The sequence below is a fragment of the Lactobacillus taiwanensis DSM 21401 genome, assembly GCF_001436695.1.
Lineage (GTDB): Bacteria > Bacillota > Bacilli > Lactobacillales > Lactobacillaceae > Lactobacillus > Lactobacillus taiwanensis.
On record NZ_AYZG01000051.1, the window covers coordinates 285,673 to 312,297 of the forward strand.

Consider the following 26,625-nt stretch of genomic DNA (forward strand, 5'->3'; position numbering starts at 1 on the left):
AATTTTTACAATTTCAAGAAAATTTAGCTAATTTTTAAAATTAACCTGACGAGCATTAGAAAGCAAAAATTGAATCTTATTAGGGTTAAATCTATCACTTTGAGTTCTCACTTGAAGAAGATATATTTCGCCTATCTTCAGATTTTCTTCCACTTTTTCCCAGACTTGAGGAAAAATAGTGAAATCTTTTTCACCGCTGCTATCGCTAAATATAGCAAAAGCCATGTTATCACCCTTTTTGGTGGTGATTTGCTTAACTTTCATTAGTTTTCCAACAGCAATTCCTTGCTCATTGCTTTCAAAAGTTTGTAGTCTTTTTGCATTGTATTTTCTGGCATACTTTTGAACAGCCATAATTGGGTTAATACCTGTACTAAAGCCCATTGCTTCAACTTCCATTGCCGACTTTTCAGCAGTAGTAGGTTGCTTTTGCTCTGCAACTTTTGGCTCAAGCGTCTCAAATAGAGATAAATTAGATCCTGCCATTTTTACGCTTTCAACTAAATCCTTATTAATTGTCAAAAGTTCATTTCTGTTAGGAGATAGACGATCAAAAGCTCCTGCCTTAATTAAATTCCCAATGGCGTCTGTACTCAATAATTTATTATCAATTTTCCATAAAAAATCAGTCATTGACTTAATTGGACGTTTAATTGCTAAAATTTGTTTTAATAAATCGCTCCTTAGCCCTCGAACTGCTCTTAAACCAACTAAAATTTTCCCATTTGCTAGAGAAAAATCAGCCTTACTGTTCTCAATATCTGGCGGCAATATTTTAATACCCGCTTCTTGCGCCTGCATTAAATACTCTGCAATCTTATGACGATTTCCAAGATTACTGTTTAACAAAGCAAGATAAAAAGCTCCTGGATAATGTACTTTAAAGTAAGCGAGCCAAAAAGCAATCTTGCTATAAGCTACAGCATGAGACCTATTAAAACCATAATTAGCAAATTCAGCAATATAGTTATAGACTTGTTCTGCTGTTTCTTTCCTTCGGCCTAACTTAATGGCACCTTGAATAAACTTATTACGTTCCTTTTGAATTACATCTGCATTCTTTTTAGACATTGCTCGTCTTAAAAGATCAGCTTCTCCTAAAGAAAATCCGGCTAGGATCTGAGCAGTTTGCATAACCTGTTCCTGATAAACCAAAATTCCATACGTTGGACCTAGAATCTTTTTCAAACTAGGATCAGGATATTGAACTCTTTCTTTCCCATGTTTTCTGTTAATAAAGTGATCAATATTATTCATTGGGCCTGGACGATATAAAGCATTCACAGCCACAATATCTTCAAAACTATCTGGATGTAGTTGTTCTAAAACGTGCTTGATACCATCGGACTCAAATTGAAAGACAGCATCTGTTTCTCCGCGTTGAAACAAAGCTAGCGTTTCTTGATCGTCTAAGGGAAGTTGGTTAGGATCAATTTCAATTCCATCAGCTTTCAAAGCCGCTATGATACTTCCTAAAATAGTTAAATTTCTTAGGCCTAGAAAATCGATCTTCAATAAACCCAAAGATTCAACATTTAACTTAGTCTGTTGAGTTACAGGAATTCCTAGAGGTCCAGCCTGCAATCCTACAATTTCTGCTAATGAATCATCAGTAATTACAAGTCCTGCAGCATGAATTGAGTAATGTCTTGGTAAATTTTCTAAATGCTTTGCAGTCGCAAATAAGATCTTGCTAAGAACATTTGTATTAACTAAAAGCTGCAATTCCTTTGATTGCCGATAAGCCTCATCCAAAGTGATCTTACCTTTAGAACGTGGTATTGCATCCAGCCAGCGATATGTTTCAACTTTGTTTAATCCAAAAACGCGACATACATCTTTTAAAACCTGTTTTGCAGCTAAAGTACCAAAAGTTAAAATTTGCGCTGCATGGTTCATGCCATACTTTTCAAACATATACTTGATTACTTCATCCCGTCGATTGTCAGGAATATCCAAATCAATATCAGGCATTTGCTGACGAGCCGGATTTAAGAAACGTTCAAAAAGCAAATTATATTCAATTGGATCAACTTCTGTAATTCTAAGAGCATAGGACACAAGCGAGCCCGCTGCTGATCCACGTCCAGGACCAGTTGTAATATGGACACTATGAGCAAAATTCATTACATCCCATACAATGAGGAAATAATCATCAAAGCCCATTTCATTAATTACTTTTAGCTCATAGTCTAGTCTTTCCTGATATTTTGCTGGAATTTGATTATTGAATCGTTTAGCAAGACCATCCTGCGCTAAAAAATGTAAATATTCTTTTGAAGTAGGAAAGTTATTTTGCTTAAACTTCGGTAATTGCGGATCTTGGAAAGTAATTTTAGCATTACAAATTTCTCCAATTTTTTCCGCATTCTTTAAGGCATCTTCAACGTCAAATTTGCGATAATTAACTTGCAGTTCTTCGCTAGTTTTTAAATAATGTGACCCAGCTTGTTTTGCTAACTGTTCAACATTTTCTAAATGAACATTGCTTTTAATTGCCTGCAAAGTTCGTCTTAAAAATTGCTCATTACGATTAAGATACTCGCCATCTTCTACAGCAGTTAGCGACAAGTTAAATTGTGTTGCTAAGGATCGAATATAGCTTATATATTCACCCTGTTCTTGGGCCGCGTAAACACCTAAATATAGTGAAGAAGAAGTTGGTAAGTAATCAAGTAATTTTCGAACTATATTTGCTCCCATCTTCGGATTATTAGTCTGAATCATCTTCAATTCGCTATGTAAATTACTTGGAGTAATTAATACTAGATGTCCAAGATATTTTTTTAACTCTTCTAGTGTTAAGACATTTTCTTTTTCACCATTTTCAGTTAATAAATTGACCGCGCTAGATAAACGTAAAATATTTTTATATCCTTGATCATCTTTTGCAATTACAATCAAATCATACTTATTGGCTTCATCAATTAAGCCATTAATCCTAAGCTGCATTCCTAATAAGGGTTTAATCCCAACCTCTTTAGCAGCTTTATAGAAATTTACTAAGCCATAAGTAATATTAATATCAGTTAAGGCAAGTGCAGAATAACCTTTTTTCTTAGCATTTTCAGCTAAATTTTTAACTTTAGTTGGACTTTCAAGTAAAGTAAAGCTGCTAAGATTTTGTAAACTAACTGCTCCCATAAGCTCACCCTTTCTAATAGTTTAAGTATAGCAAATTCTATTAACTTCGCTTGCGAAAATCTCTTATTTTTGCTAAGATACCTAGCGAAAGAAGGAGAGATTATGCGCTACATTATTACAATGATTTGGTCATGCATTTTTTGCGAAATTATCGGTTTTATTGCTGCCTCTTTAACTCAGATGCAATTTAATCCAATGCAATCTTTGATTATTGGCGCAGTCTTTGGCTTGCTATTCGCAATTATTATTCCCGCCATTACTGCTAAAAGCTACAAAGATAAAAGTAAGTATAACAAACTATAATTTAACTAAATTTGAATATTATAAAAAGCTGTTTCTTAAGTGAAACAGCTTTTTTGTCATATTAGTAAAATTTATAATTTTTATTTGTATCTACTTTGATATCGCCATGGGTCAAATATTCGCTAAACATTTGAACATAATCTTGATCAAAAATCTTTTCAATCTTGTCCATACTATAAGCTGGATAGAATCCTCCACCTAAGGCGCGATAATTGTTTACAGCCAATTTATAAACTTTATCATCTTCAAGATCTTTACCATTCAAAGTTATCTTGGTTAATCTTTGTCCCACTGGTTTAGAAAGATCGGCTTCATATTTAACAGGATAGAAAAGATCAAAATGATATAGCATCGGCTTAGGCGTAATCCAACGATCGATAAATTTAATTTTACCATCCTTGTCCTTTTCTAAAAATCCAGCTGAATATTCAATAATCTCTTTTAACTCTTTTCCAGTTAAGTTAACAATGCAAAGTTGGTTAGCATATGGATAGTTAAGCAAAACTTCTCTCATTGTAACGTTCTTTGAAAATCCATGAGCCGATTCGGACATAATTGCTGTAGCTGAAATATCTGCTCCAGTAAACCAAAGTTGCATTTGTTGAATAAGATTAATAAACGGTGCTCCTTCAATTCTGCCCTTAATTGTATCCTCAATTGGAGCAGGTTCAGATAAATGAGCGATCGGTTGATCTAACCACTTTTGAGTTTCTGCATCAAGACTCTTTACAATCTTTTCAATTGCAGGATCTGGAGCGTAATCCTTACTATCAATAAGTTCAGTAGTCATATCATTAATTTTAACTTTGCCATTCTCATCTTTATCAAAGTCAATTACTACCTTACCCACTGCTTCTCCGCGATAACCTGGTTGAACAATTGCAGTATTACGCGTAACTAAATTTAAGCGACGGTGTTGATGCCCAGTTAAAAAGACATCAATCTCTGGAATCTCGGTTAAAATCTTATATCCTTCATTCTCACCTGTATGAGGCTCAGTTTCTTCTCCAGTTAATGGATCACTTTCAAACCCACCATGATACATAGCACAAAGAATATCTACTTGAGGACGTAATTTCTTAGCTAATTTAGAAAGCACATCATAACCTGAAACAAATTTTAATCCCTTAATATGCTCCTCTGATTCCCAGTGAGAAATGTATTGAGTAGTAATACCCATAATACCAATCTTTAAGCCGGCTTTTTCTATAATTGAATATTCCTTACCAAAGAAGGGTACATTAGTTTCAACATCTAAAACATTGTCATTAATAAATGGGGCCTTATTATTATCAACATAGTAAGATAAATAATCTAAACCATAATTAAAATCATGATTACCTAAAGCACGTGCATCATAACCAACTTCGTTATATGCTTCAGTAAACTTACGCAATCCTTCTTTTTCAGGGAGCTTTTGCGTATAGCTAGCTAACGGAGAGCCTTGTAAGCAATCACCACTATCTGTTACCAAAACATTATCAGCACCATATTTTTCTTTTTCGCTCTTAACCACACTACTTACTCGGCTAAGAGAAATTGGAGCATCGTAATTATCTTTATCTTGATAATCAGTCGGCATTAAAAATCCATGCGTATCACTTGAGTGTAATATAACTAGTTTCATTAATACTTATTCCTTTAATCAAAAATTATATAAAAAAAGACACCCCACGGTGTCTTTAATTAATCGTTATTTTGTTGCTTGTTTTCGTTAGCAACTTGACGGCCTTTGTAAAAGCCCTTTGGTGAAACGCGGTGGCTTAAACGGTATTCACCAGTAGTTGCATCATAATGCATTGCTGGTGTGGTTAATTTAATATGACCACGACGTGAACGTTTCTTTTGCTTAGAAGTTTTTCTTGCAGGAACTGCCATTAGTTAGATCTCCTTTTTTATAGAATTGAGACTTGCGAACCTTTAAATAAACAAATTCACTAAATACTCACGTATTTCAATGATACAATCTAAGAGCTGATAAATCAAGTCCAATCTTATTTTGCAGCTTCAGAATTGTTAACTTTTTTTAATTCAGCTATTTGCTTATCTCTTGATTCAATTTCACTCCGATACTTATTATCCAATTCTTTCTTCTGTTTTGCCAGTGCTTTTTTAACATCTGGAGAAAACTTTTCTCCTCTTCCTAATAAAAGTGAAACTAAAGCACCAAGTAATAACATAATTACTAAAACGATAATTAGGGGCATTTTAGGCTGGAAAAAACCAAAATTAATTGCTACAAGCTCAGTATTTAAGCATGCAAAGATTACAAGTACTAAAACAATTATTAACCCAATTACTAAATTTCGTTGTTTATTCACTGTTCATACCTACTTTCTGCTAGCAAATTTTAAACTTGCCCAGTCACCAATAGTTGGGAATATTTGATAAAACTTAGCCAAAGTAGCTAGACTAAGTGGTAAATTGAGTTCACGACGTTTAGAGCCAAAGAAGTGTACTACCTGCCAAGCTACATCATCTGGATCAAGCATAAAGCGTTGAACATTGTTAACATAAGAACCAGTCTCATCAGCAATATTAAAGAAATTTGTGTAAACTGGACCCGGATTTACTGTCATAACCTTAACGCCAAACGGCTTTAATTCTAGACGTAAAACATTTGAAAATTGAATAATTGCTGCCTTAGTAGCACTGTAAGCTGCCGTCTTAGTAGTTGGAACAATACCAGCAATTGAGCCAAAATTAACAATTTGTCCCTCTTTTTGATCAATCATTACTCGCGCTATTAGCCGAGTAAAGTACATTAGTCCCAAGACATTAGTTTGGAACATTTCAGTTACAACTTGAGGTGAAGTTTCTAAAAACTCTTTAAATACTCCAAAACCTGCAGCATTAACTAGATAATCAATATGATCTACATGACTAACAATTTCATTAAAGGCGCGATCAATTTGATCAGCTTTGCTCATATCAGTCGGAAAAACAAATGCATCATTTCCTGACAATTGACGTGCTTCATTTGCAATTTCTTCTAGCTTGTCTTGATGACGGGCCATTAAAATAACAGTTGCACCTCGGCTTGCACTCTCCAAAACGATTGAACGTCCAATACCGCTTGAAGCACCAGTAACTATTACTACCTTATCCCTTAATGAATTACTCATCTTATTATCCCCTCAACGTAATTTCAAAACTATCTAAATCATTCGCTAATTTAGTATGCTTAAATATTTTTTTTGCTTCGTGCTCTAGTTGTCTCCCGGCTTTTCCAGTATAGCGAGCAGAAATATGTGTTAAATAAAGCTGACCTACATTGTGATCACGGGCCACACGAGCTGCATCAACGCAAGTAGAATGGAAATAGCGATGAGCCATCTTTTCTTCCTCGCCACTAAATGTCGCTTCATGTACTAAAACATCTGCATTTTCTACTAATTCTCCAATATTTTTCGTTGGGCGCGTGTCATAAATAATTGTAACAATTCGACCTGGACGTTCCTTACCCAAAAAATCGTGTCCATCTAATTTTTGACCATTGCTTAATGTAATTATCTTACCAGCTTTTAATTGACCTAAAAGTGGACCATTTGGCACGTTATATTCTGCTACCTTATCCATCAATAGTTCACCAGAACGTGGCTTTTCAACTACACGAAAGCCAAAACTAGGTACACGGTGGTCAAGACGAGCAGTATAAACTGCAAAAATATCATTTTCAAAAATTAGACCATCTTCTTTTAAAACTACATATTTAATTGGGTAAGAAACATGAGTTTTTGAAACTCTTAAAGAAGTCTGAACAAATTGCTCAATACCTGCAGGTCCATAGATTGTTAATGGTCCCCCATCCCCTTGAAAAGATCGAGATGAAAGAAAACCAGGTAAACCAAAAATATGGTCACCATGAGTATGTGAAATGAAAATTCGTGTTACTTTTCTAGGCCTAATATTAGTATCTAAAATTTGATGTTGCGTTGCTTCTCCTACATCAAAAAGCCATATTTCATTTAATTCATCTAATAATTTAAGTGCAGTACAAGAAACATTTCTGCTTTTTGAAGGCTGTCCTGCACTTGTTCCTAAAAATTGTATTTCCATGAAAACCCTATTTCTAATATTTTCCCTTAGTAACTAATTCTTTAGTTACATAGGCACTATAAAACTTAGATCCCTCCGTAGTTGGGTGTGTATGATCATCGTAGAACCAATCGGGATGACTAGCAGCAACTTCATGCCATTTTATAATCGTTAAATTTGGATATTTTTTCGTTGCCGCATTTAGCTCATTATTGACTTGATCTTGCCAATCACGTGTCGGAACATGAACATTAATCCAGAAAACGTGTCGTTTCGGCCCAATAATTTTCATTAATTGATCAAGCTCCTTAGGAGTAAAGGCCCCATTTGTCCCTAATCCGATCAAAACATTATCATTTAAGGCACCCTTCTTTTTATACTGTTCAAATAATGGAATAGTATTACCCAATTGCCGTGATACAGCAGCGTCCACAATTAAATGCGGCATTAGCTTTTGCATATTCTGACTTGAACCAGCCATTACAGAATCTCCAATAGCAGTCACTTGAATCTTTTGTGCTAATTGTAGGTCTACTTGAGAAATTCCATATTTTTCGAAATCTTTATTTACTGGTTTAGTGGCTGCCAATTGTTTAGCTTGCTTTAACAGTGCCGATTTTGAAGTTGGAGCAGCTTTCTTCCTAGATTGAGCTTCTTTGATTAATTTCTTATTCTTCTTTAACTGCCGATTTCGATTAGATTTAATTTGTGTTGCTAATTCCGAGTGATTTGGATTCTCCGCTTTTACAGTAGGAGCTTTTATGATACCAAAACTACCCAAAATAAAAACAATAATACCCGTAGCCAATAAGGCCTTAGCTTGATAATGTTTAGCCTTAAAATTCAAAGCCTTAGTTAAAAATTGATGCACCTTTTCCCAGTCAATTCGACCAAATGGCTTTTCAATAAAACGATAACTTAGCTCAGCAATAATTAAAATCAAAATCACTTCAATAGTATGATAAAGCACTACATGGTCAGCAATGTCCTTAACTTTATCTTCAAAGAAAATCATTACTGGAAACTGATACAAGTAAATTCCGTATGAACGTGAACCAATCCAATTAAAAACTGGGTTAGTTAACCACCTATTCCAGCTACTGCCAGGGTGAGCAATTACTCCAACTAAAATCATCGTAACAAAAGAGAATAAGAACATTCCACCACGATAAGCAAAAGCTTTTTGTGGATTAAAGATAGGATTAGTTACCATCAACAAGATACCAATCAATGCTACCCCACCAATAATATTTAATAAACGTCTATCTCCCTTATCAAGATGTTCGTTTAACTTCCAAGTTGGCCAAAATACAGCTAGCATTGCACCCAAGCCTAAGGAGAAAAATCTAGTATCTGTTCCATAATAGATTCTACTTGTATCAACACCGGGTTTAAATAAAATAGCCATTTCTAAAGCAGAAATTAGTGTCAAAGCAGTAATTGTCCAAAAAATGATTTTTTTCTTTTTAGCATATCTAACTAAAAGGAAAATTACCAACGGCCACACAATATAGAATTGTCCTTCAATTGACATTGTCCATAAATGAATAAATGGCGATTCATTTGAAGCAAAACGTTCAAAATAGCTCTGTCCATTTTTTATCTGCCAAAAATTATAAACATTCAACAGATTAGTAATCACTATCTGATTTAATTTTGCTAAAAGATTTTGCTGGAAAAGCAGAATATATGCACTACACCCCCATAAGAGTGCAATCATTTGAGGATATAACTTTTTGATCCTCCTCAAATAGAAAGACTTAAAGTCATACTTTCCCCGCTCTTCATAGGCATGAAACATATGATCTGTAACTAAGTATCCAGATAGCACTAAAAATATTGGTACACCTAAATATCCACCCATAAAACTATTTGGATTAAGGTGATACAAAATAACTCCAATAACGGCTAAAGCACGTAAGCCCGCATACCCTGTAATAAAGCGGTTCTTTCTTTTCAAAAGTCTTACTCCCTACTTCTTCAACTTTTATTAATCAACAAATTCAAAAGTAAAGTCAGCTATTGTAATATCGTCACCATTTACTGCGCCATTTTCTCTTAAGGCTTCGTCTACACCCAACCGCTTTAATTTACGAGCAAGAAGCATTATACCGTCGGTGTGATCAAGGTTAGTTCTTTGAACAAGACGCTCTAACTTATTGCCCGTAACAATAAAGCTATGCTCTCCTGTTCGTTCAACTTTAAATCCTTCATCTTCAGGCTTTTTGTAAATATATTCTTTTTCGGCAACTTTGATTTCTGCTGGCTTTTCAGCTTCTTGACGAGCAACTTCTTCAACAAGATCTGCCGTTTTGCCCATCAATTCACTAACACCTTTATGAGTCACACTAGAAATAGGATATACAGTCTTATCTCCTAGTTTCTTTTTAAACTCGGCTAGTTTTTCCTCACTACCTGGAATATCCATTTGAGTAGCAACAATTAATTCTTTTTTAGTAGTTAAATCTTTAGTATAACCTGCTAATTCTTTCCGAATTGTTTCGTAATCTTCATATGCATCACGTCCATTATTTGGATCCATTGATACCAGATGTAAAATTACTTTTGTACGTTCAACATGACGTAAAAATTGAATTCCGAGTCCTACACCCTTAGATGCACCCTCAATTAAACCGGGCAAGTCTGCCATTGAGAAATCTCGTCCATCTGGAAGAACAACCATTCCCAAGTTAGGAGTTAAGGTCGTAAATTCATAAGCTGCAATCTTTGGTTTAGCCTTAGTTACAACAGACAGTAAAGTTGATTTCCCTACAGATGGGAAACCTACTAAACCAACATCTGCTAAAACTTTTAACTCTAAACGCAAAGTCCGAAACTCTCCTGGTTCACCATTTTCAGCAATTTCAGGAGCAGTTCTAGTTGGGGTCGCAAAGTGAATATTTCCTCTACCGCCTTTACCACCATGAGCTACAACTAATTCTTGACCATTTTCAACTAAGTCACCTAAAAGCTCACCAGTATTGAAGTCATAGACTGTTGTTCCCATTGGGACTTTTAGACGCACGTCCTTAGCCCCACGTCCGTATTGAGATTTAATTCGTCCATTTTCACCATTATCTGCCTTAAACTTACGTCTAAAACGAAAATCCATTAAAGTTCTTAAGCCGGAATCTGCAACTAAGATAATACTTCCACCGCGTCCACCGTCTCCACCAGCTGGTCCGCCAAGCGGTACGTATTTTTCATGACGAAAGGCAACTGCTCCATCGCCACCTTTTCCTGCCTGTACATCTATTTTTGTTTGGTCGACAAACATAATTTGCCTCCTTTATTTATCAAATTATCATTAAATTTATTCTTAAAGTTTCTTAACTATGATACCATATCAAGCCCTATTAAATCAGGTCTTTTGTGGTTAATTTATAAACTCAATTTTACAGTTTGTGCTTGAGGAAGAGTTAGACCTGCATCTCTTAATTCGTCTACCGATGCCTCTTTAATTTTCTTCAAGGATCCGAACTTTCTCAGTAACTTATTACGAGATTTTGGTCCAATACCCTTAATTTCATCCAACTTACTTGAAAGAGCATTTTTAGCATGCGTTCTTCTATGAAAAGTAATTGCAAAGCGGTGAACTTCATCTTGAATTCTAGTCATCAAGTAAAAGCCTTCAGACTTAGGATTGAGCGGGATTAATTTTAATTCTTCGCCTTGTGTTGGGTCTCCAAAAATCAAATGATTAGTGCGGTGATGATCATCCTTAACCATTCCAGCGACAGGAATATTTACATTCAATTCATTTCTCAAAACATCTAAACACGCATCAACCTGAATTTGACCACCATCCATCAAAATCAAATCTGGCATTTTTTTGTGTTCTTTCAAAAGACGACTATAACGTCTTCTAACTACTTCACGAGTATTACCAACTTCGTCAGCTGCATTTTGATGTTCAACTTCGCCCTTTAATTTATACTTACGATATTCATGTTTATCTGGTTCACCATCAGTAAATACAACTAGTGCAGATACTGGATCAGCCCCCTGAATATGCGAGTGGTCGAAACTTTCGATTCGATGTCCATATGGCAGCCCTAAAGCATCAAAAATTTCTTTTTGCGCTCCTTTAGTCTTTCGATTTCCTAATTCAAGCAAACGGAATTTTTCATCAAGTTTTAGCTTGGCATTATCATGAGCCATTTCTAAAAGCGCACGCTTTTGACCACGCTGAGGAGTTCGCACAGGAACCTTTAACACTTCAGACAAAGATTCATTATCAATTCCAGCCGGAACTAACACTTCTTTAGGCAAAACACGGTTTCGTTGCCCATAAAATTGAGCAATAAATGAAACAAATGCATCTTCTGGATCCCTAATGTCTGTCAAAGGAAACAATCTTGTTTCACGGCGCAATAATTTAGCCTGTCTTAAAAAGAAAATCTGAATTGAAATCCAAGACTTATCAACGTAGAAATTAAAGATATCTCTTTGGGTATGATCATTAGAAATGATTTTTTGCTTTTCAACTGTTTGTTCAATATATTTCAATTGATCTCTTATTTCAGCAGCGCGTTCAAATTCAAGATCCATTGACGCCTTTGTCATTTTTTCAGTTAAATCTTGTTTAACTTGAGAAATATCTCCATTCAAGAAACGCTTTATTTTTCTAATTTGTGCATCATAAGCACTTTTGGGCACCTCTTTAAAACATGCTCCAAGGCACTGTCCCATATGATAATAAAGACAAGGTCGACCTTGATGTCCGGAACATCTTCTCAGTGGCCAAACTTTTTGAATAAATTTCAAGGTTGCTTGAGCCGCATAAACATTTGGATAAGGTCCAAAATAATATCCTTTGTCTTTATGAACGATTGACGTCAAGCGTGTTTGTGGATCACGTTCATTCGTAATTTCAATGTAAGGATAACCTGTTCCTTGTTTTAGTTGTACATTGTAATAAGGCTGGTATTTTTTTATTAATGTAATCTCTAATAAAAAAGACTCTTTATCAGAAGAAACAGTTATGATATCAAAATCACGTATTTCACGCACAAGTTCGGCACGTCTATCCACTTGTTTACTCTTAAAATAGGAACGAACGCGGTTCTTTAAGTTTTTAGATTTCCCTACATAAATCACATTGCCATTAACATCTTTCATCAAGTAGCAACCTGGTTTATCAGGCAAAAGCTTTAATTTATTTTCAATATATTCCGTTGCCATTAATTTTTCCTTCCCATTAAAATTCCCATAGTATTTTATCACGTTCCTTGTTAAAACCAAGTAAGATGTCTTTTTTTATTTACGTTATCGCTCATCTTCCTATAAAATAGAAATTAAACCAAAAAGAAAGGTCGCAAATAAATGAAAAATATTTATTTTAATCACGATGGAAACATTGATGATTTAGTTTCACTTCTTTTACTATTGCAGGCACCTGACATTAAATTAATTGGTATTAGTGCCATTGATGGCGATGGATATATTGATCCTTCAGTAGAAGCTTGTCGGAAAATGGTCGATAAATTCAATTTACGCGGTGATAAATTAGAAGTTGCTCGTTCAAATTCACGTGCAATTCATCAATTTCCAAAAGAATGGCGGATGGCACCTTACTCATTCAATTATTTTCCAATCCTAAATGAAACTGGAGAAATCAAAACTCCTAAAGCTCCGCTCCCAGCTCATTTAGATATGATTGATAAAATCAAAAAAGCAGATGGTCCAGTTACTTTAGTCATGACTGGTCCAATAACTGACTTAGCACGAGCATTAGACGAAGATTCTTCAATTCAATCAAAAATTGAAAAAGTCTACTGGATGGGTGGTTCTCTAGACGGACATGGAAACGTAGTCAGCGTTGATGCTGACGGCACTCAAGAATGGAATGCTTTTTGGGATCCCGACGCAGTTAAACGCGTCTTAAACTCAGACCTTGAAATTCAAATGGTTGGCTTAGAAAGTACTGAAGAATTACCTTTAACTGATGAACTGCGTCAACATTGGGCAAGCTTGAGAAAATATCCTGCTATTGACTTAGTTGGCCTGGGCTACAGCTTAATTATTTCTGTTCCTAATGCAGAATTATATCTATGGGACGTTCTAACAACTATGTCCGCCTTATATCCTGAAATTGTAAAAACACGTCAAGTAAAGGTAGACGTTATTACTTCAGGATTAGCAAGCGGAAGAATGTTCCAAGATCCTAACGGAAAAGAAATTACAGAAGTAACTGAAGCAAACAAAGACTTATTCTTTAAAAAAATGGATAAAATTTTAGAAAGACAATAAATATATAAATGACAATTTGGTTAACACACTTTATCGAAAATTTCGGCTATATTGCCATTATTCTTTTAATTGCCGTTGAAAATATTTTCCCACCTATTCCTTCAGAGGTGATTTTAACCCTTGGGGGATTCTTAGTTAGTGGAACTAAATTAACTCTAATCGGAGTTATCCTAGCTTCAACTGTAGGATCAATCATTGGTGCGATTATTTTATTTTCAATAAGTCGTAACCTAACGCTACCACGACTTGAAAAATTACTTGAAACTAAATTATTTAAACTTTTAGGATTTAAAAAAGATGACGCTCAAAAAGCCATCGATTGGTTCGACAAACATGGAATTGGCGCCATTTTTTACGGACGTTGTATCCCTGTTGTTAGAAGTTTAATCTCAATTCCCGCAGGTATTGCCCATGTCGGCTGGACTAAATTCCTAGTTTTGACTACTTTAGGTAGTTTAGTTTGGAATAGTGTCTTAGTTGGTTTAGGACATTACATGGGAAAAAATTGGCAAGTTGTAGTTAGAATCTTTGATGATTACACACTCGTAATTATTGCCCTTTTATTAATTCTACTTATTTACTTTGGAATTAAGTGGTACAAAACTCGAATTAAGAAGTAAAATTTTGCTGTAGAGTGGTTGGCGGACTGGAAGTTCGCCAACCTTTTTTGTTATAATTATGTTTATGTTAAAGTAACAATTACATTTTTGTTAATGAGGTATAAAAATGTTATTTCCATACGAAAAAAATTTTAATCAATGGTGCACTAGTCAAAATCTAGCGCCACGAACACTTACTTCAATTAATCAATCCATTTATTATTTTTGGAATTATTTTTTACAAAATTCAAATTCAGAGCCAACCGTTGGCAATGTATCAGCTCAAGATATCCGCGCCTTTATTGACCACTTAGAACAAGATCAAAATAAAACAATTAGTACGATTAATAAGTATGTCACCCATTTAAAGAAATATTTTTCTTTTCTCTATGACCATCAACTAGTTAAAAATTATCTTTTTACCGATTTACACGGCTATACTTTTGATCGAACCCCTCATATTTGCATTGAATGGCTTGATCAGATTGATGAAATTATAACTTGGCCTGAAATTAGTCTTGATTGCAAAAAGGTTCTGATTTTAATTGCTCATGGTTTTGATCCAAAACAATTTCTTAATTTAAGTAAAGCTAATATTTCAAGAATTAAAAATTCACATTATTGCTCTATTCTCCTGACTAATACTGAAGAAAATCCTCTTATTTTTCAAACAAAGACCGGTAAACAAATCTCTGCCCTAACCTCTTTAACTAGAAAAATTGCTCCAGATAAAGATATTTTAAATTTTGATCTTACCCCAGGAAAACTTCGCCTTTCTTATATTTACTATAAGGTAAATGACCCGAGCCTCTCAGACTTGAACTTAATGGAAATCCTACACTGCAATCGTAAGAGTTTGACTTATTATCGTAATCAACTAGATAAGCTTAAACTTGCCCCCTTTACACCAAAAAGAACGGTTTAAAAACCGTTCTTTTTTCTTATTATTAAATTTAATACCAGGCTGGCTTATTTCCGTCAGTTCCAGGCTTATCTAAACCAACATTGCTTTTAAGATTCTCTTCTGGATTTTCAATTACATTAACGATATAGTCTGCTACGCTCAAACCGGATACTTCGGTTCCCTTAAATGGAGTTTGAGTACCAACAGTTTTGGCTTGATCTTCAATATTTAACCCAGCTAAGTTTGCATAAACTAGGTCAACACTTGCTAAAACTGTCTTTAATTCATTAAAATTGCTGACCTCCTCTCCTTGATTATTTCTTCTCGACTTCCACCAACTCTACATCCGTCTTCTTTAAATAGCATTGGTTCAACTAATTGAGCAATTTGACCAGCAGCCCCTAAAATAGCAATCTTTGTCATTCTTATTTTTCTCGCATCACAAAATCAATAACTTTAATGAAAAGTTCTACATATCTATTTGACTACAGTGCAAATTTGAATAATCCCAGTCATAATTTTCTCCTTACCTAGCTATTCTAACTTACAATTTCATAGTATTACTTATTATTAATAAGTCAGTTACTTAAGCTCAATTTTATTATCTTTTTGAATATTTAGTATAGATTTACTATTCAAAAGCACTACAATAGATAAAGGAGAATATTATTAGATAGAGAGGTAAAAATATGACTAATAAAAGTTCCGTACCTAAGAAACTTTCCTTTATATCCATCTATTTTTTAGGTATTAATGCAGTCATTGGATCAGGGACATTCCTGCTACCTTCTGTAATTTATCGTTACATGAACTTAACAGCTATTCTTGTTCTTCTCTGTACTGCTATCACTGTCAGCATGATTGCTCTATGCTATGCTGACCTATCCAGCCGTTTCACACAATCCGGAGCCGCTTGGCTTTATTCGTATAATGCTTTTGGACGTTTTTCGGGTTATGAATTAGGTATTTTTACTTGGTTTTTGGGATGTACAACTCTTTCCGCTGAAGTAGTTGCTTTATTAACCATTCTAAAGAGTTTTCTACCTATTTTTAAAAACAATGCTGTCTACATTAGTGGAGTTATCTTCTTAATTTTACTGTTTTCAATTATTAATTTCTTTGGTAGATCTTGGGTAAAAGTTGTTAATAACATTTCAGCTGCAGCTAAGATTATTACATTACTTGTCTTCATTATTGTGGGGGCCTTCTTTATTAAGAAAGCTCACTTTACCCCGGTAATTCCACATGCAGCTTTAACCGGTGTTGGACCATTCTTTAAACATTTTGGAGATGCCTTCACACCAATTTTTTACTTATTTACTGGCTTTTCCTTTATTCCAATTGCTGCAAAGCAAATGAATAATCCAGAAAAGAATATTCCACGGGTTTTAATTGCAGTAATGACAAGTGTAACAATTCTAGACTGCTTGATGCTTTTAGTTGCCATTGGTTTAAGTGGGCAAAAACTAGGAAGTTATTCTAATCCATTAGCTAGTGCTCTAAAGACTGGTGTTGGCCAATGGGGGTTTGCTTTTATGATTGTCGGAATGTTAATCTCAATCTTTGGAGTTGCCTTTAGTGCTTCATTTAATACCCCTTCACTTATTGCATCCCTTGCTACCGAACACGGAATGCTTCCTAAATGGATTGGTAAGAAAAATAAACATGATGCGCCTTGGGTTGGTATTATTTTTACTGCTGTTCTTTCAGGAGCCTTAGCTACTCAAAGTTACCTATTCCTTGTTTCATGTACAGTTTTAGCATCCTTTGTTCAATATGTACCATCAATTCTAGCAGTTATTAAATTTAAGCATAGTAATGAATATCCACCACATGGATTTTCATTACCTGGAAAATATACTATTCCAATTATCGCTTTAATTATTTCTTGCTATATGGTTACTAACTTTACTCCTAAGACCTTACTCTTAGGAGCAGTTGTTGCAGTAATTGCAGCTGCCTGCTACTTCTTTATTGATAAGGATGAAAAGTTAGAAAAAGAACATGAGGACTTTTTAGCTAAATTAAGACGTAAAAACTAAAAAGTAAGCTGCTTATAAGATGCAGCTTACTTTTTTTAGTTAAAGTTATGGAGTATAATTCACTTATCTTAATTCAAAGGAGCTAAAGAGATGGGTTTAACTTTTGAAAAAAATAATCAATTAGATAAAATGCTTGATAAATTTGCTATCTTGCCAGATGATCCTAAAAAGAAAAAAGCTCAAAATAGCAAAGATAAGGAAAAAAATAAAGAGAAATAAAAAAAGAGGTCGAAACAATCAGTTTTTCGACCTCTTTTTTTATCTATTAATTTCTCTTCTTTAATTTTTTACTCCAAATTACTGCACCACTTACGGCTGCAATTAATGCACCGCAAATTATTACAAATGAATTAGTAGCCTTAGCCACAGTTTCTGGTAAGCGAGTAGCAACAGAAATTGGATTTGAACTCTTGTCCTTATCTTTTGAGTTACTTACAACACTAACATTTTTTTCAGTAACAGTAGTTGATCCTAGATCTTTTACAACTACATCTTGGTTAGATTTAGAACTGGATTGTGATGCTTGATCTTTATCAGCTTTATTATCTACAGTATTTGACTTTTCAGTATCAGTGTCTTTGGCAGAAGTCTTAGCTTCACTTTCTACTTGTGAGCTCTTAGCAATTGACTTTGACGCTACCGCAGCTGAAGAGTTTTTATCTGAAGAAGTAGTATTTGTCTTCTCACTACTTTGACTAGCTGCACTATCTTTAACTGTTACGTAAACTGCTAATCTTGATCTAGAACCATCTGGGAAAGTAACATAAACTGTTCCGTAACTAGTTCCGGCCTTATTAACTTCAGGCTTATTATCCCAAGCAGCTACTGTTCCAGCTGGAACTTGACTCCAATTAGAAATGCCACTTGTTGCATCAGGTAAAACACCCTTAGTAGTAGTTAAAGCTTGTACAGTTAATGGATTAGTATAAGCTTGTAAATTCTTATGTTCTTCAAGTTGAGTTTGATAAGTCTTGGCTTGATCAGTGGTTGCGGTGCTACTATCAGTATTTGTAGTACTTGCTGCAAAAGCAGTTCCACCTACACTCAAAGATGCCAACATTGCAGCTGCACCCAAACTTGTAATGATACTTCTCTTTTTAATTTTTCTCATCATAATCACGCTTCCTCAGCAAGGTAAGCTATACTTCAGCTTGCTGTTTTATTTACTTTTATTATACCGTAGTTTTACAAAAATGTTACAAATTAAGACATTTTTTACATTCTTTGTAATATTTTAAGAAATACGCGTTATTAGCGCTTTCATATTATTTATATCATAGGCATTTTAAAAACAAAAAACATATGCTTCAAAGCTTAATTATGATGGGAAAGTTATCAGCTGGCTAAATAAGTCAAAGCAACCTGTAACTGAGTCAGATCATTAAGTGCAGCTGGGATATCATCTTGATCTACCACTTGGTAAATTTCTAAACTTTCTTCATCAAATTCAAAACCAGCTCCAATTACAATATCCATTGCTTCTTCAAGTAAATCCATATTTTCTTGGCCAGGATCAAGTTTAAATAAAGTTCCCCCGTCATCAGTAATTCGGTAATAATCGTCTTCTTTTTCAATCCAACAATATACTAAGTCCCCATATGCACCAATTAAGGGTGTTGCCACCTCAACATCTGAGCCGGCTTTTATAAAATGAATATTTTCTTTTAACCAATTCATAGCATTTTGCTCAATTAACTCTATTTCAGAATTTTTCATAGTTCTCTCCTTGTTTTATTCAAATTATAACTTAATTGGGCAAAAAAAAAGAAGCTTCTGATTTCAGCTTCTTCTCTATCAATTAAATTATCTATGGGTTTGAGCAAATTCAACTACTCGATTTAATAATTGAGTAAAGTTGTTTACTTCATTTCTAAGGTCACGAGCATTGATATAGTCACGTGTTAGTTCTCCCCGGTCATCTAATAATACACCAAATTCGCTCGCTAAACGTGCCACATCACGGGCAATACTTGCAAAACTGCCGATATTATCATCAATCATTTGTGCCGTAAATACGTGATCATTCAAGGCATAGGTTCCGTTAGGATAAACAACTAAATAAAAGTGAATAGTATCGTTCAAGCCATCAATAACATTAGTTGAAACACGATATTCATTATCATCAACTGGTTCAATTGAAAATGCCGAACTAATGCCATTATCTTCTCTAAAAGATTTCATTAAAACGTCTTCAAGATCATACATAAAAACTGACCTCCAGCATCTTTATCTAAAAATAAATTTAACAAATTAATTCACTACATATCTATTATATCTTTTCTAGAAAAAATATGTTCTTTAAGCTCCTAAACAGCAAAAATAATACATCAATTTCTTAATAGCTTATCTATTACTTAAATTCACTGTTTTATATCAAAAAATTTGGTTATAATAAAAGGAGCTTTAAATGGAGGAAGTTAATTTGAAAAAGTTAATCGTTGGTGCTTTAAGTTGTAGTCTTTTATTACTTGCGGGTTGTCGTAACAATTTGGTTGAGCCAAAACATAAATCTTCTGCAGCAGACTATGCCATTATTCAGTCTTCTCATAAGCAATCTCATAAAAAAGTTAAAAAAGAGAAATCCAAAAATAAAGACACTAAAAAGGAAAAAGCAGACAAAACTGATCAGAAAAAAGATGAAGATACTAAGATGGATGATCAATTAGATAATCTCCAAAATAAAGAAAATCAATCTAGTTCTGAAAACCAAAGTTCTAGTTCATCAAGTACTAGTTTATCTATTCAACGCAGTGAACATAAGGCAAGCAGTACCCTACCAAAATCTAACTTTGGTACTTCTTTCTATACTGTTCCACGTCGCAATTATAGTTATTATAATCCTCAACCTAACTATTACTTTGATAACAGCTGGACTACTAACAGTAACGCAAGTACAGGTACTCAAAGTTCTGCTACAAGTAGTTCAAACTCTGAAAATTCACACACTTCATCATCTTCTACTGCTTCATCTGAATCTTCTTCAAGTTCAAGCAAGGAAACAGAAACGCCAGCTAGTCAAAATAATGACTCTGAATCAACTAGTTCATCAACTAGCTCAACTGAAAATACTCAAGACTAATAGAAAAGACATTCGATCGAATGTCTTTTTTTAATAAGTTTGATCTCTATCTCCATCTAAGATATGTTCGCTTAACTTTTCATCGAAAAAGATTGGTAAATCATGATCAAAATTATAGGCTAATTTTGCTTTTTCTATTTCTTTCCTTGTCATCCAAGTTAAATCTCCTTCATCAGAAGCTTTTAATGTACCAGTAAACTTAGTAGCCACATAGAAAAAGACTAGGTATCGTTCATTATTATCATCAAAAAATTGCTTTACTCCAACTAAATGCGGATCCTCAATTTCTAATCCCGTCTCTTCTTTTATTTCTCTAACCACTGAATCATGAAAAGCTTCATGAGATTCGACGTGACCACCTGGAAAAGTTAAACCGGGCCAAACTGGATCAGTTCTATTTAGAACTAAAATTTTATCTTTATCTTTTATCATACACATATTAGTTAAAGTTACAGCTTCTGTTCTTTTCATTTCTTCTCCATTTTACATAATTTTAATTATATTATTTCTATAATTTATTATTGTTTAAGTTTTATTTTACTGCTGTTAATTAATTTCTCTAAGTAAATTTTATTAGTATAATTGAACTAAATAGACTAAAATTTTTCAAAGGAATTTAGATATGACACTACAAATCAATACCAGAGTAGACTCAATTACCTGGCCCCTTAATCAAAATTTGACCAATCAAGAAATAATCTCTCAATTGGAACTTACAGTTACAGAAAATGGCCATCTTATTTCAAATGATAATCTTAGCATAAATAAAAAGGCCGTTAATCGGTCTGAAGCAGGCGTATATCCTGTAATTATCACCGCAATTGGCACTAATAATGAATATGCAACCAAGAAAATTCAAGCCTGGGTAACGGATAAAAATAATGTGGTTGATTCTTCCCCTGCTCTTCAACCGGCTCCTAAAAAAACTGCCCAATATACTTCTTCTAATACACCTGCTAGTCCTAAAAGGAAAAGCAAGAAAAAGATAGTATATATTGTTCTTGGAGTACTTGTTTTACTAATTGCAATTATCTTTGGTATTTCAGCTTGTCAGGCTCATAATGATACAGTTCAAAATGAGCAAGCTCAAAGTAATGCTCTCAATAATACTAACAGTAAATTAGATAATCTGTCTGAGCAAAACAAGCAATTAATGCAACAGAATAAAGAACTACAAAGTGCCATTAACACCTATAAGCAGGATCAAAATAAGGAAGAATTACAAAACCAATTAAACCAAATCAAAACTGAAAATGAACAATTGAAAAATAATGCTGCTAATAATCAAGCCTTACAAAATCAAATTGATCAATTGGGCTCTACTATCGACCAAATCAAACAAAATCCAAATCAGGCCGATTCATTATTAGATCAAATGAAAAATAATCAAAACGAATTTATGCAGAATTTAAATGCAACTTTTCAAAAACTAGTTAGCGATTTCCAGCAATTGATTGGACAATAATGCTACTTAATAAAAAAGGCTCTATACTTTTTCCTGTTGATGAATATCTATGATATTCTATCGACGAGATGTGACAAATAATCTTATTAATTAATTCTACGTGTCGTACCAGTTAAGTCGTAGTAGGTACAAAAAATTCCAATACACTTAGACTCAAGTTGTAAACATTATATGAAAGAAGTCTGATGATATTGAACACCTTTAAGCTTAAGCATTTTAATTATCACTATATTTACTTGTAATAAATGGTATCCCCTTTTACCTTCAGACTATATTTTTAAGCCTAAAATCAAAACAAATGTACAGTCTTTGATGAGATTATCTTATCTTTGTTTATAATAGTAAGATAAACAGCTACAGAATCACAGAGAAGAGTTTATGAATCTCTTATACTCTATTAAGATCAATATTTGATCGTCAAGCTGGGGACTTATTACCTCTTTCTTATATTATCTATCTACCAACAAACTTATAATCATTGATACTGTTTTAATACCTCTGTGTCAATCAATATGCGCCGGGATGCAAGATGCTTTCACAGTTAGGCAGATATGGTTTAAAGTTCATGTAATTGCTAACAACAACGACTATCTCTCACATTATGGAGTTATGACTTCTGTTGTTCATAATGGCAGCTTGCCCAATCTCTATTATCTCTGTGATCAAGGATATTTGAGCCAAAGAATGAGCAAACATACTTCAGACGCCAAAGCGACATAATATGAAAACTGCCAACAAGTATAATAATTATCAACTAATGACTATCCGAACGCTATCGAAAATGACTTCAAGATGTTATCTTACCAAAAATAGAAAAAACACTCGAACGCGAAATGTACGGATTTTTAAGAAAGATTAGAAGTAGCAATTTTAGCTTTAAACATGGTCTATTGTCTAAATCGATTTAACTAGTAGCACTTGCATTTAATCTATATGCTTTTAATTATTTACCGATCTATATCCTTTTTTCTCTATTAATTGTTCTGCCTTTTTCATCAAGTACTTCAAAAAATGAACTATGTCCAAAACACATTGATTAGTATCTTCTATCGTTTTATTTCGCGTAGCATTTACAAAGCTTACATTGCCATGTGCTAAATCATTCCGTAATTTTTTTATGTCATCTAATTCTATTTTGTATTTTTTAACATAATTTATAGTAACTGGAATTTTATGCTCTCTACAAACTTTTTCAATTGCCTTCAAATTTGCATTTCCTGATAAATTAAATTTATTTATTTCAAGTAGTATATTTTCATCATTAAGAATATCAGAAATTAATCTTTCTGAATAATGTGCCATTTTTGTAGAACTAGGATTACTTTTTATATTTAATCTATATTTTCTAATTAATTCTTGATATTCTTTATTATACTGTGAAAATATTAACTGCTCTTCATTTATAGATAAATATATATATTTCACTATTTTTCTTATAGTGTCTTCTATTAAATTATACATAACCATATAAGCGTTTGCTTTTAATATAGCAATTAAATCTGATGATTTATGCTTTTTTTCTAAACCATCTATTTCTTTTCTTAAATATTGGCCATGTTCATTTGTTCTATCAATTTCTAATAAAGTTTCTAATTTTTTTAAAGATCTAATATAAAATCGGAGTTCTGAAACTCTATTGTTAAATTCTGTTCTATCAATTTTTTTCATTATTTCTTAGCAAATAATTTTCAACATATTCTATTCTTTTAGCAATCTTATTTCTACTATTACTAGCATCAGACGTTGTATACTCTTTAAATGTGGGATCAGCTATAAGCTGTTCAATTTTTCTTTTTGATATTTTTAATTTTCCATTAGTCTTTTTTAGTGCTAAATTTGTTCCTACAGCTATAGCTTCAAATCTTACTCTGGGGGTTTGATTTATTCTATTGCCATTATGAAAAACATTTTCTGGGTAGTTTTTCTGTATATATTGAAATGTATCCCTAAACTCATCTTTAAATTGTTTTTCTCGTCCAACTGTATATTGTTTTGAATTTCCATAATCTTGAATAAATTTAGTAATAAAACGCCTTACCTCATGCTTAAAATTTTTATATTCATAAGAATATGCAAAAAATCTTGAAACCAACTCAATATCTTCTTTTCTTCTAATCTTCGCTTCAGTTAATCCAACTAATCTATTAAACACTGGATCTTTAGCTAAATCAATAATCAATTGCATTAACGGATTTAATCTTTCAGCTCCATTTCGCTGCTCACTATCATTTGCCTTTAACGATGATGTATTAATTCTTTTAAACAGATCAATTCTAGTTTCTAAAGTCGTATCTCTCCTTAAAACAATTACACGTAAAGAAGTAGCTGCTAATCTTTTTCTTTCTTCTTCCGGTAAATTCTCAAACTTAAATCCATCTAAAGCGTATAATTTTTCTAACTTTTCTAAGATTAAATCATTTTTAAAAAAATTTGCTAATGTCGAAATTCTCTGCAATCCATCAACAATTTCTAAATTACCATTAGATGTATCAGATAAAAACAGCATTGGAGTAGGATATCCTAATAATAACGACTCTATAAATCTAGCCTGACGATAATTATCCCAAATTAATTCATTTCTTTGATAATCGGGTCTAATAAATATATGATCATTATAATTTTTCACCAGATATTCTACTGGATAGTCTCGTGTATCATAACTTATCGTTTGCTGTAATCTTTTTATTTGTTTCTTAGCGTTTTCTATGTTAATCGCATTATCTACTTTTTTATTATCACTTTTCAACTTTATTAAACCCTTTCAAAATACTCTTTCCAATAGCTTCTCCCAATTTAACCGGTACAGCATTTCCAATCATAATCCCTAGATCTTTTCCTGAAATAGGATGATCTTCATCAAAAAAGAGATAATTTTCTGGAAAAGTTTGCAACATTGCTCCTTCTCGAAAAGAAATGGCCCTATTCTGTTCAGGATGTCCAAACCTACCATTCCCGTAGCCATAAAACTTCGTAGTTATCGTAGGTGCGGGTTCATCCCATTGCATTCTTCCATATACCGAAGTATAGGATTTACCTGATTTCTTTCTATATGCTTTCAGAAGTAATTTTTCGTCCCAGTCATGCCATGTCCCTCCTGGTTTAGATTGTTTAATTCTTTTTATATTTAATTTTGTCAATTTAGGAGAACGATGCATCGGATCCCTCTTATTTGTAGCTCCAGCCTCTATTTTAGGTAATTTAAAAATTGTATCTCTAACAGTAGGATAATTATCTTTATTAAATAATGGAGATACTAAATCTATATCTGTGTTTCCGGCTAATAAAACCAACCTTTTTCTTTTTTGTGGGACGCCATATTGAGGTGCATAAACAATATGCCAGTTTACTTTATAATTTAATTTTTTTAATGTCATAACAAAATCATTAAAAATAGGTTCTTTAGCCAACTGGGGGACATTTTCCATAGAAACAATATCAGGTTTAATATCTTTTACTATTCTCGAAAAAGTGTCCAATAAGTTCATTTTATTTTTTGTTACATCACTGCCTCTATACCTATAACTATATGATGAAAATGGCTGACACGGTGCACACCCTGCTAAAACTTTTATATCCGTATCTTTAGGATATAGTTTTTCAATATCTATACTTTTTACTTTTTTTAAATCAGCATTTATAAATTTGGCATGATTATTTTTTTCATATGGAAATTTACATTTACTTTCAATATCAATCCCCGCTATGACATTGATCCCCGCTTCTTGCAAACCAGCCGTTAATCCCCCTACGCCACAAAATAAATCAATAGCATTTATCTTCATAATTTCACTTCTTACATTTAATTTACACAATAAAATTAATATCTATTGAAATAAAAAGTCAGATCACAATTATAACATTTTTTACTAATTTCATTTTTTATCGATATACTAGTGTTCTCTATATTTTAACAAAGTTCAATATACTAGCGTTACTATTTTTTATAGTATACTTATATTCAATATTAATTTATGAGTAAAATTGTAAGCTAAAACTATTTTATATATTATCCATACCGCGGGAGAGAAGGAGACAGTTAAAACAATATAAAATAAATTGATTAACCAATTTGTTTATACAGAGTTTTTTGCTTTGATTTTGTCTCATCACTTTACATAATATTAAATGACCAATTTTTTAAAGGTACTTCTTACAAGGACTCCGATTTTATATAAAAATCCAAAAATTAGAAACTTACAATTTCTACATTTAGCTACCATCAACTAAGCATTTATTATCTTTTCTCTTGGGCATCAGAACTAACACATATTTTTCCTGACTAACTTCTTGACTTTTTTATTTTAATAAACTCGCAAATTGCAATAATAAATTGAACACTTTTAGCTAAGCTGCTTGATAGATTAGATCTAATTCTCTTTCAAAGATTTCATCTGGTGTATGATAGGCCAATATCTTTCTTGGCAAAGAATTGCACCAGGTTTCAATATCAATGATGTCTTGTAAAGAATAGTTAGCTATTGCTTCTCCTTTAGGAATGAATCTGCGAATAAGACCATTTGTTTTTCAACTGTTCCCTTATCACAAGAAGTGTAAGGATGGGCATAGTAAACCAGTGTATTGGATACTTTTTCTAGGTTGGAAAGATCTGCAAACTCTGAGCCATTATCAGTGGTAATGGTTTTAAAAATATCATTCCAATGTTCGCTGTATTGCCTTTGGAGTTCTTTAAAGGCCTGCATGACACTGACAGAAGTCTTGTCGGGAATACGTATAATGAAGAATTCACGGCTCATGCGCTCAGATAGAGTTAACAATACCTCATCATCTTTAGTTTTATG

General features: G+C 33.2%; 24 protein-coding genes and 2 pseudogenes. 8 read left to right on the forward strand and 18 right to left on the reverse strand.

The window, feature by feature from the left end; genetic code table 11:
* Positions 1 to 27 precede the first annotated feature (27 nt).
* Positions 28 to 3,144, reverse strand: coding sequence for a DNA polymerase III subunit alpha (locus FD18_RS07620; protein WP_057719325.1), 3,117 nt, complete (start codon positions 3,142 to 3,144; stop codon positions 28 to 30).
* A 102-nt stretch (positions 3,145 to 3,246) separates the two neighbouring features.
* Here FD18_RS07620 and FD18_RS07625 point away from each other — a divergent pair, with 102 nt between their 5' ends.
* On the forward strand, positions 3,247 to 3,447 hold the full coding sequence (locus FD18_RS07625) for a YjzD family protein (protein ID WP_057719326.1): 201 nt from the start codon (positions 3,247 to 3,249) through the stop codon (positions 3,445 to 3,447).
* Positions 3,448 to 3,508: 61 nt separating this feature from the next.
* Here the strand turns inward: FD18_RS07625 and FD18_RS07630 are convergent, their stop codons facing one another.
* The 8 genes from FD18_RS07630 to uvrC form a co-directional block, all read right to left on the reverse strand.
* The gene (locus FD18_RS07630; protein WP_057719327.1) at positions 3,509 to 5,074 is read right to left on the reverse strand and encodes a bifunctional metallophosphatase/5'-nucleotidase; all 1,566 of its coding nucleotides are present in this window, start codon (positions 5,072 to 5,074) and stop codon (positions 3,509 to 3,511) included.
* 59 nt (positions 5,075 to 5,133) lie between these two features.
* The gene (rpmF, locus tag FD18_RS07635; RefSeq protein ID WP_004894461.1) at positions 5,134 to 5,325 is read right to left on the reverse strand and encodes a 50S ribosomal protein L32; all 192 of its coding nucleotides are present in this window, start codon (positions 5,323 to 5,325) and stop codon (positions 5,134 to 5,136) included.
* Positions 5,326 to 5,441: 116 nt separating this feature from the next.
* Positions 5,442 to 5,768, reverse strand: coding sequence for a lipopolysaccharide assembly protein LapA domain-containing protein (locus FD18_RS07640; RefSeq protein WP_057719328.1), 327 nt, complete (start codon positions 5,766 to 5,768; stop codon positions 5,442 to 5,444).
* Between the two features lie 9 nt (positions 5,769 to 5,777).
* Positions 5,778 to 6,572, reverse strand: coding sequence for an SDR family NAD(P)-dependent oxidoreductase (locus FD18_RS07645; protein WP_057719329.1), 795 nt, complete (start codon positions 6,570 to 6,572; stop codon positions 5,778 to 5,780).
* A 4-nt stretch (positions 6,573 to 6,576) separates the two neighbouring features.
* A complete protein-coding gene (gene rnz / locus FD18_RS07650; RefSeq protein ID WP_057719330.1) occupies positions 6,577 to 7,506 on the reverse strand; it encodes a ribonuclease Z in 930 nt (309 codons plus the stop codon).
* A 13-nt stretch (positions 7,507 to 7,519) separates the two neighbouring features.
* On the reverse strand, positions 7,520 to 9,445 hold the full coding sequence (locus FD18_RS07655) for an acyltransferase family protein (RefSeq protein ID WP_057719331.1): 1,926 nt from the start codon (positions 9,443 to 9,445) through the stop codon (positions 7,520 to 7,522).
* Positions 9,446 to 9,475: 30 nt separating this feature from the next.
* Positions 9,476 to 10,762 carry a GTPase ObgE gene (gene obgE, locus FD18_RS07660; protein ID WP_057719332.1) on the reverse strand — a complete coding sequence of 429 codons (1,287 nt, stop codon included), beginning with the start codon at positions 10,760 to 10,762 and terminating at the stop codon, positions 9,476 to 9,478.
* Between the two features lie 104 nt (positions 10,763 to 10,866).
* Positions 10,867 to 12,669, reverse strand: coding sequence for an excinuclease ABC subunit UvrC (uvrC, locus tag FD18_RS07665; RefSeq protein WP_057719333.1), 1,803 nt, complete (start codon positions 12,667 to 12,669; stop codon positions 10,867 to 10,869).
* 141 nt (positions 12,670 to 12,810) lie between these two features.
* On the opposite strand from uvrC, the gene FD18_RS07670 reads away from it, so the two are divergent.
* From FD18_RS07670 to FD18_RS07680, 3 genes are all read left to right on the forward strand, one after another.
* The gene (locus FD18_RS07670) at positions 12,811 to 13,737 is read left to right on the forward strand and encodes a nucleoside hydrolase (protein ID WP_057719334.1); all 927 of its coding nucleotides are present in this window, start codon (positions 12,811 to 12,813) and stop codon (positions 13,735 to 13,737) included.
* A gap of 8 nt (positions 13,738 to 13,745) precedes the next feature.
* Positions 13,746 to 14,357 (forward strand): DedA family protein, encoded by a 612-nt coding sequence (locus FD18_RS07675; protein WP_057719335.1) that lies wholly within the window; start codon positions 13,746 to 13,748, stop codon positions 14,355 to 14,357.
* Positions 14,358 to 14,463: 106 nt separating this feature from the next.
* Positions 14,464 to 15,261 carry a site-specific integrase gene (locus FD18_RS07680; RefSeq protein WP_057719336.1) on the forward strand — a complete coding sequence of 266 codons (798 nt, stop codon included), beginning with the start codon at positions 14,464 to 14,466 and terminating at the stop codon, positions 15,259 to 15,261.
* Positions 15,262 to 15,289: 28 nt separating this feature from the next.
* Here FD18_RS07680 and FD18_RS10405 read toward each other — a convergent pair.
* Positions 15,290 to 15,663 (reverse strand): annotated as a pseudogene (locus FD18_RS10405) (Rossmann-fold NAD(P)-binding domain-containing protein).
* Between the two features lie 266 nt (positions 15,664 to 15,929).
* On the opposite strand from FD18_RS10405, the gene FD18_RS07685 reads away from it, so the two are divergent.
* Positions 15,930 to 17,282, forward strand: coding sequence for an APC family permease (locus FD18_RS07685; RefSeq protein WP_057719337.1), 1,353 nt, complete (start codon positions 15,930 to 15,932; stop codon positions 17,280 to 17,282).
* Positions 17,283 to 17,372: 90 nt separating this feature from the next.
* The gene (locus FD18_RS10365; protein ID WP_253938993.1) at positions 17,373 to 17,501 is read left to right on the forward strand and encodes an SPJ_0845 family protein; all 129 of its coding nucleotides are present in this window, start codon (positions 17,373 to 17,375) and stop codon (positions 17,499 to 17,501) included.
* Positions 17,502 to 17,547: 46 nt separating this feature from the next.
* Here FD18_RS10365 and FD18_RS07690 read toward each other — a convergent pair whose 3' ends face one another.
* The 3 genes from FD18_RS07690 to FD18_RS07700 all read right to left on the reverse strand — a co-directional run bounded on the left by FD18_RS07690 (position 17,548) and on the right by FD18_RS07700 (position 19,487).
* Positions 17,548 to 18,396 (reverse strand): Rib/alpha-like domain-containing protein, encoded by an 849-nt coding sequence (locus FD18_RS07690; protein WP_057719338.1) that lies wholly within the window; start codon positions 18,394 to 18,396, stop codon positions 17,548 to 17,550.
* 221 nt (positions 18,397 to 18,617) lie between these two features.
* Positions 18,618 to 18,998, reverse strand: a complete 381-nt coding sequence (locus FD18_RS07695) for a DUF1828 domain-containing protein (protein ID WP_057719339.1) — start codon at positions 18,996 to 18,998, stop codon at positions 18,618 to 18,620.
* 87 nt (positions 18,999 to 19,085) lie between these two features.
* Entirely contained in the window at positions 19,086 to 19,487 is a 402-nt protein-coding gene (locus tag FD18_RS07700; protein WP_057719340.1) for a hypothetical protein, read from the reverse strand.
* A gap of 202 nt (positions 19,488 to 19,689) precedes the next feature.
* Between FD18_RS07700 and FD18_RS07705 the strand changes: the two genes are divergently transcribed.
* A complete protein-coding gene (locus tag FD18_RS07705; protein ID WP_057719341.1) occupies positions 19,690 to 20,361 on the forward strand; it encodes a hypothetical protein in 672 nt (223 codons plus the stop codon).
* Between the two features lie 30 nt (positions 20,362 to 20,391).
* Here the strand turns inward: FD18_RS07705 and FD18_RS07710 are convergent, their stop codons facing one another.
* Positions 20,392 to 20,832: an 8-oxo-dGTP diphosphatase gene (locus FD18_RS07710; protein WP_057719342.1), complete on the reverse strand. Its 441-nt coding sequence runs from the start codon at positions 20,830 to 20,832 to the stop codon at positions 20,392 to 20,394.
* 151 nt (positions 20,833 to 20,983) lie between these two features.
* Here FD18_RS07710 and FD18_RS07715 point away from each other — a divergent pair, with 151 nt between their 5' ends.
* Positions 20,984 to 21,826, forward strand: a complete 843-nt coding sequence (locus tag FD18_RS07715) for a hypothetical protein (protein WP_057719343.1) — start codon at positions 20,984 to 20,986, stop codon at positions 21,824 to 21,826.
* Between the two features lie 939 nt (positions 21,827 to 22,765).
* Here FD18_RS07715 and FD18_RS07720 read toward each other — a convergent pair.
* The 4 genes and pseudogenes from FD18_RS07720 to FD18_RS10275 all read right to left on the reverse strand — a co-directional run.
* Positions 22,766 to 23,494: an MAE_28990/MAE_18760 family HEPN-like nuclease gene (locus FD18_RS07720; protein ID WP_057719344.1), complete on the reverse strand. Its 729-nt coding sequence runs from the start codon at positions 23,492 to 23,494 to the stop codon at positions 22,766 to 22,768.
* On the reverse strand, positions 23,481 to 24,572 hold the full coding sequence (locus FD18_RS07725) for a DUF262 domain-containing protein (protein WP_057719345.1): 1,092 nt from the start codon (positions 24,570 to 24,572) through the stop codon (positions 23,481 to 23,483). Before FD18_RS07725 ends, FD18_RS07720 begins: the two co-directional genes overlap by 14 nt.
* Positions 24,562 to 25,608 (reverse strand): DNA cytosine methyltransferase, encoded by a 1,047-nt coding sequence (locus FD18_RS07730; protein WP_057719346.1) that lies wholly within the window; start codon positions 25,606 to 25,608, stop codon positions 24,562 to 24,564. The genes FD18_RS07725 and FD18_RS07730 overlap by 11 nt, the downstream gene beginning before the upstream one ends.
* Positions 25,609 to 26,170: 562 nt before the next feature.
* Positions 26,171 to 26,625: pseudogene (locus tag FD18_RS10275) on the reverse strand (IS30 family transposase); the annotation flags it as partial.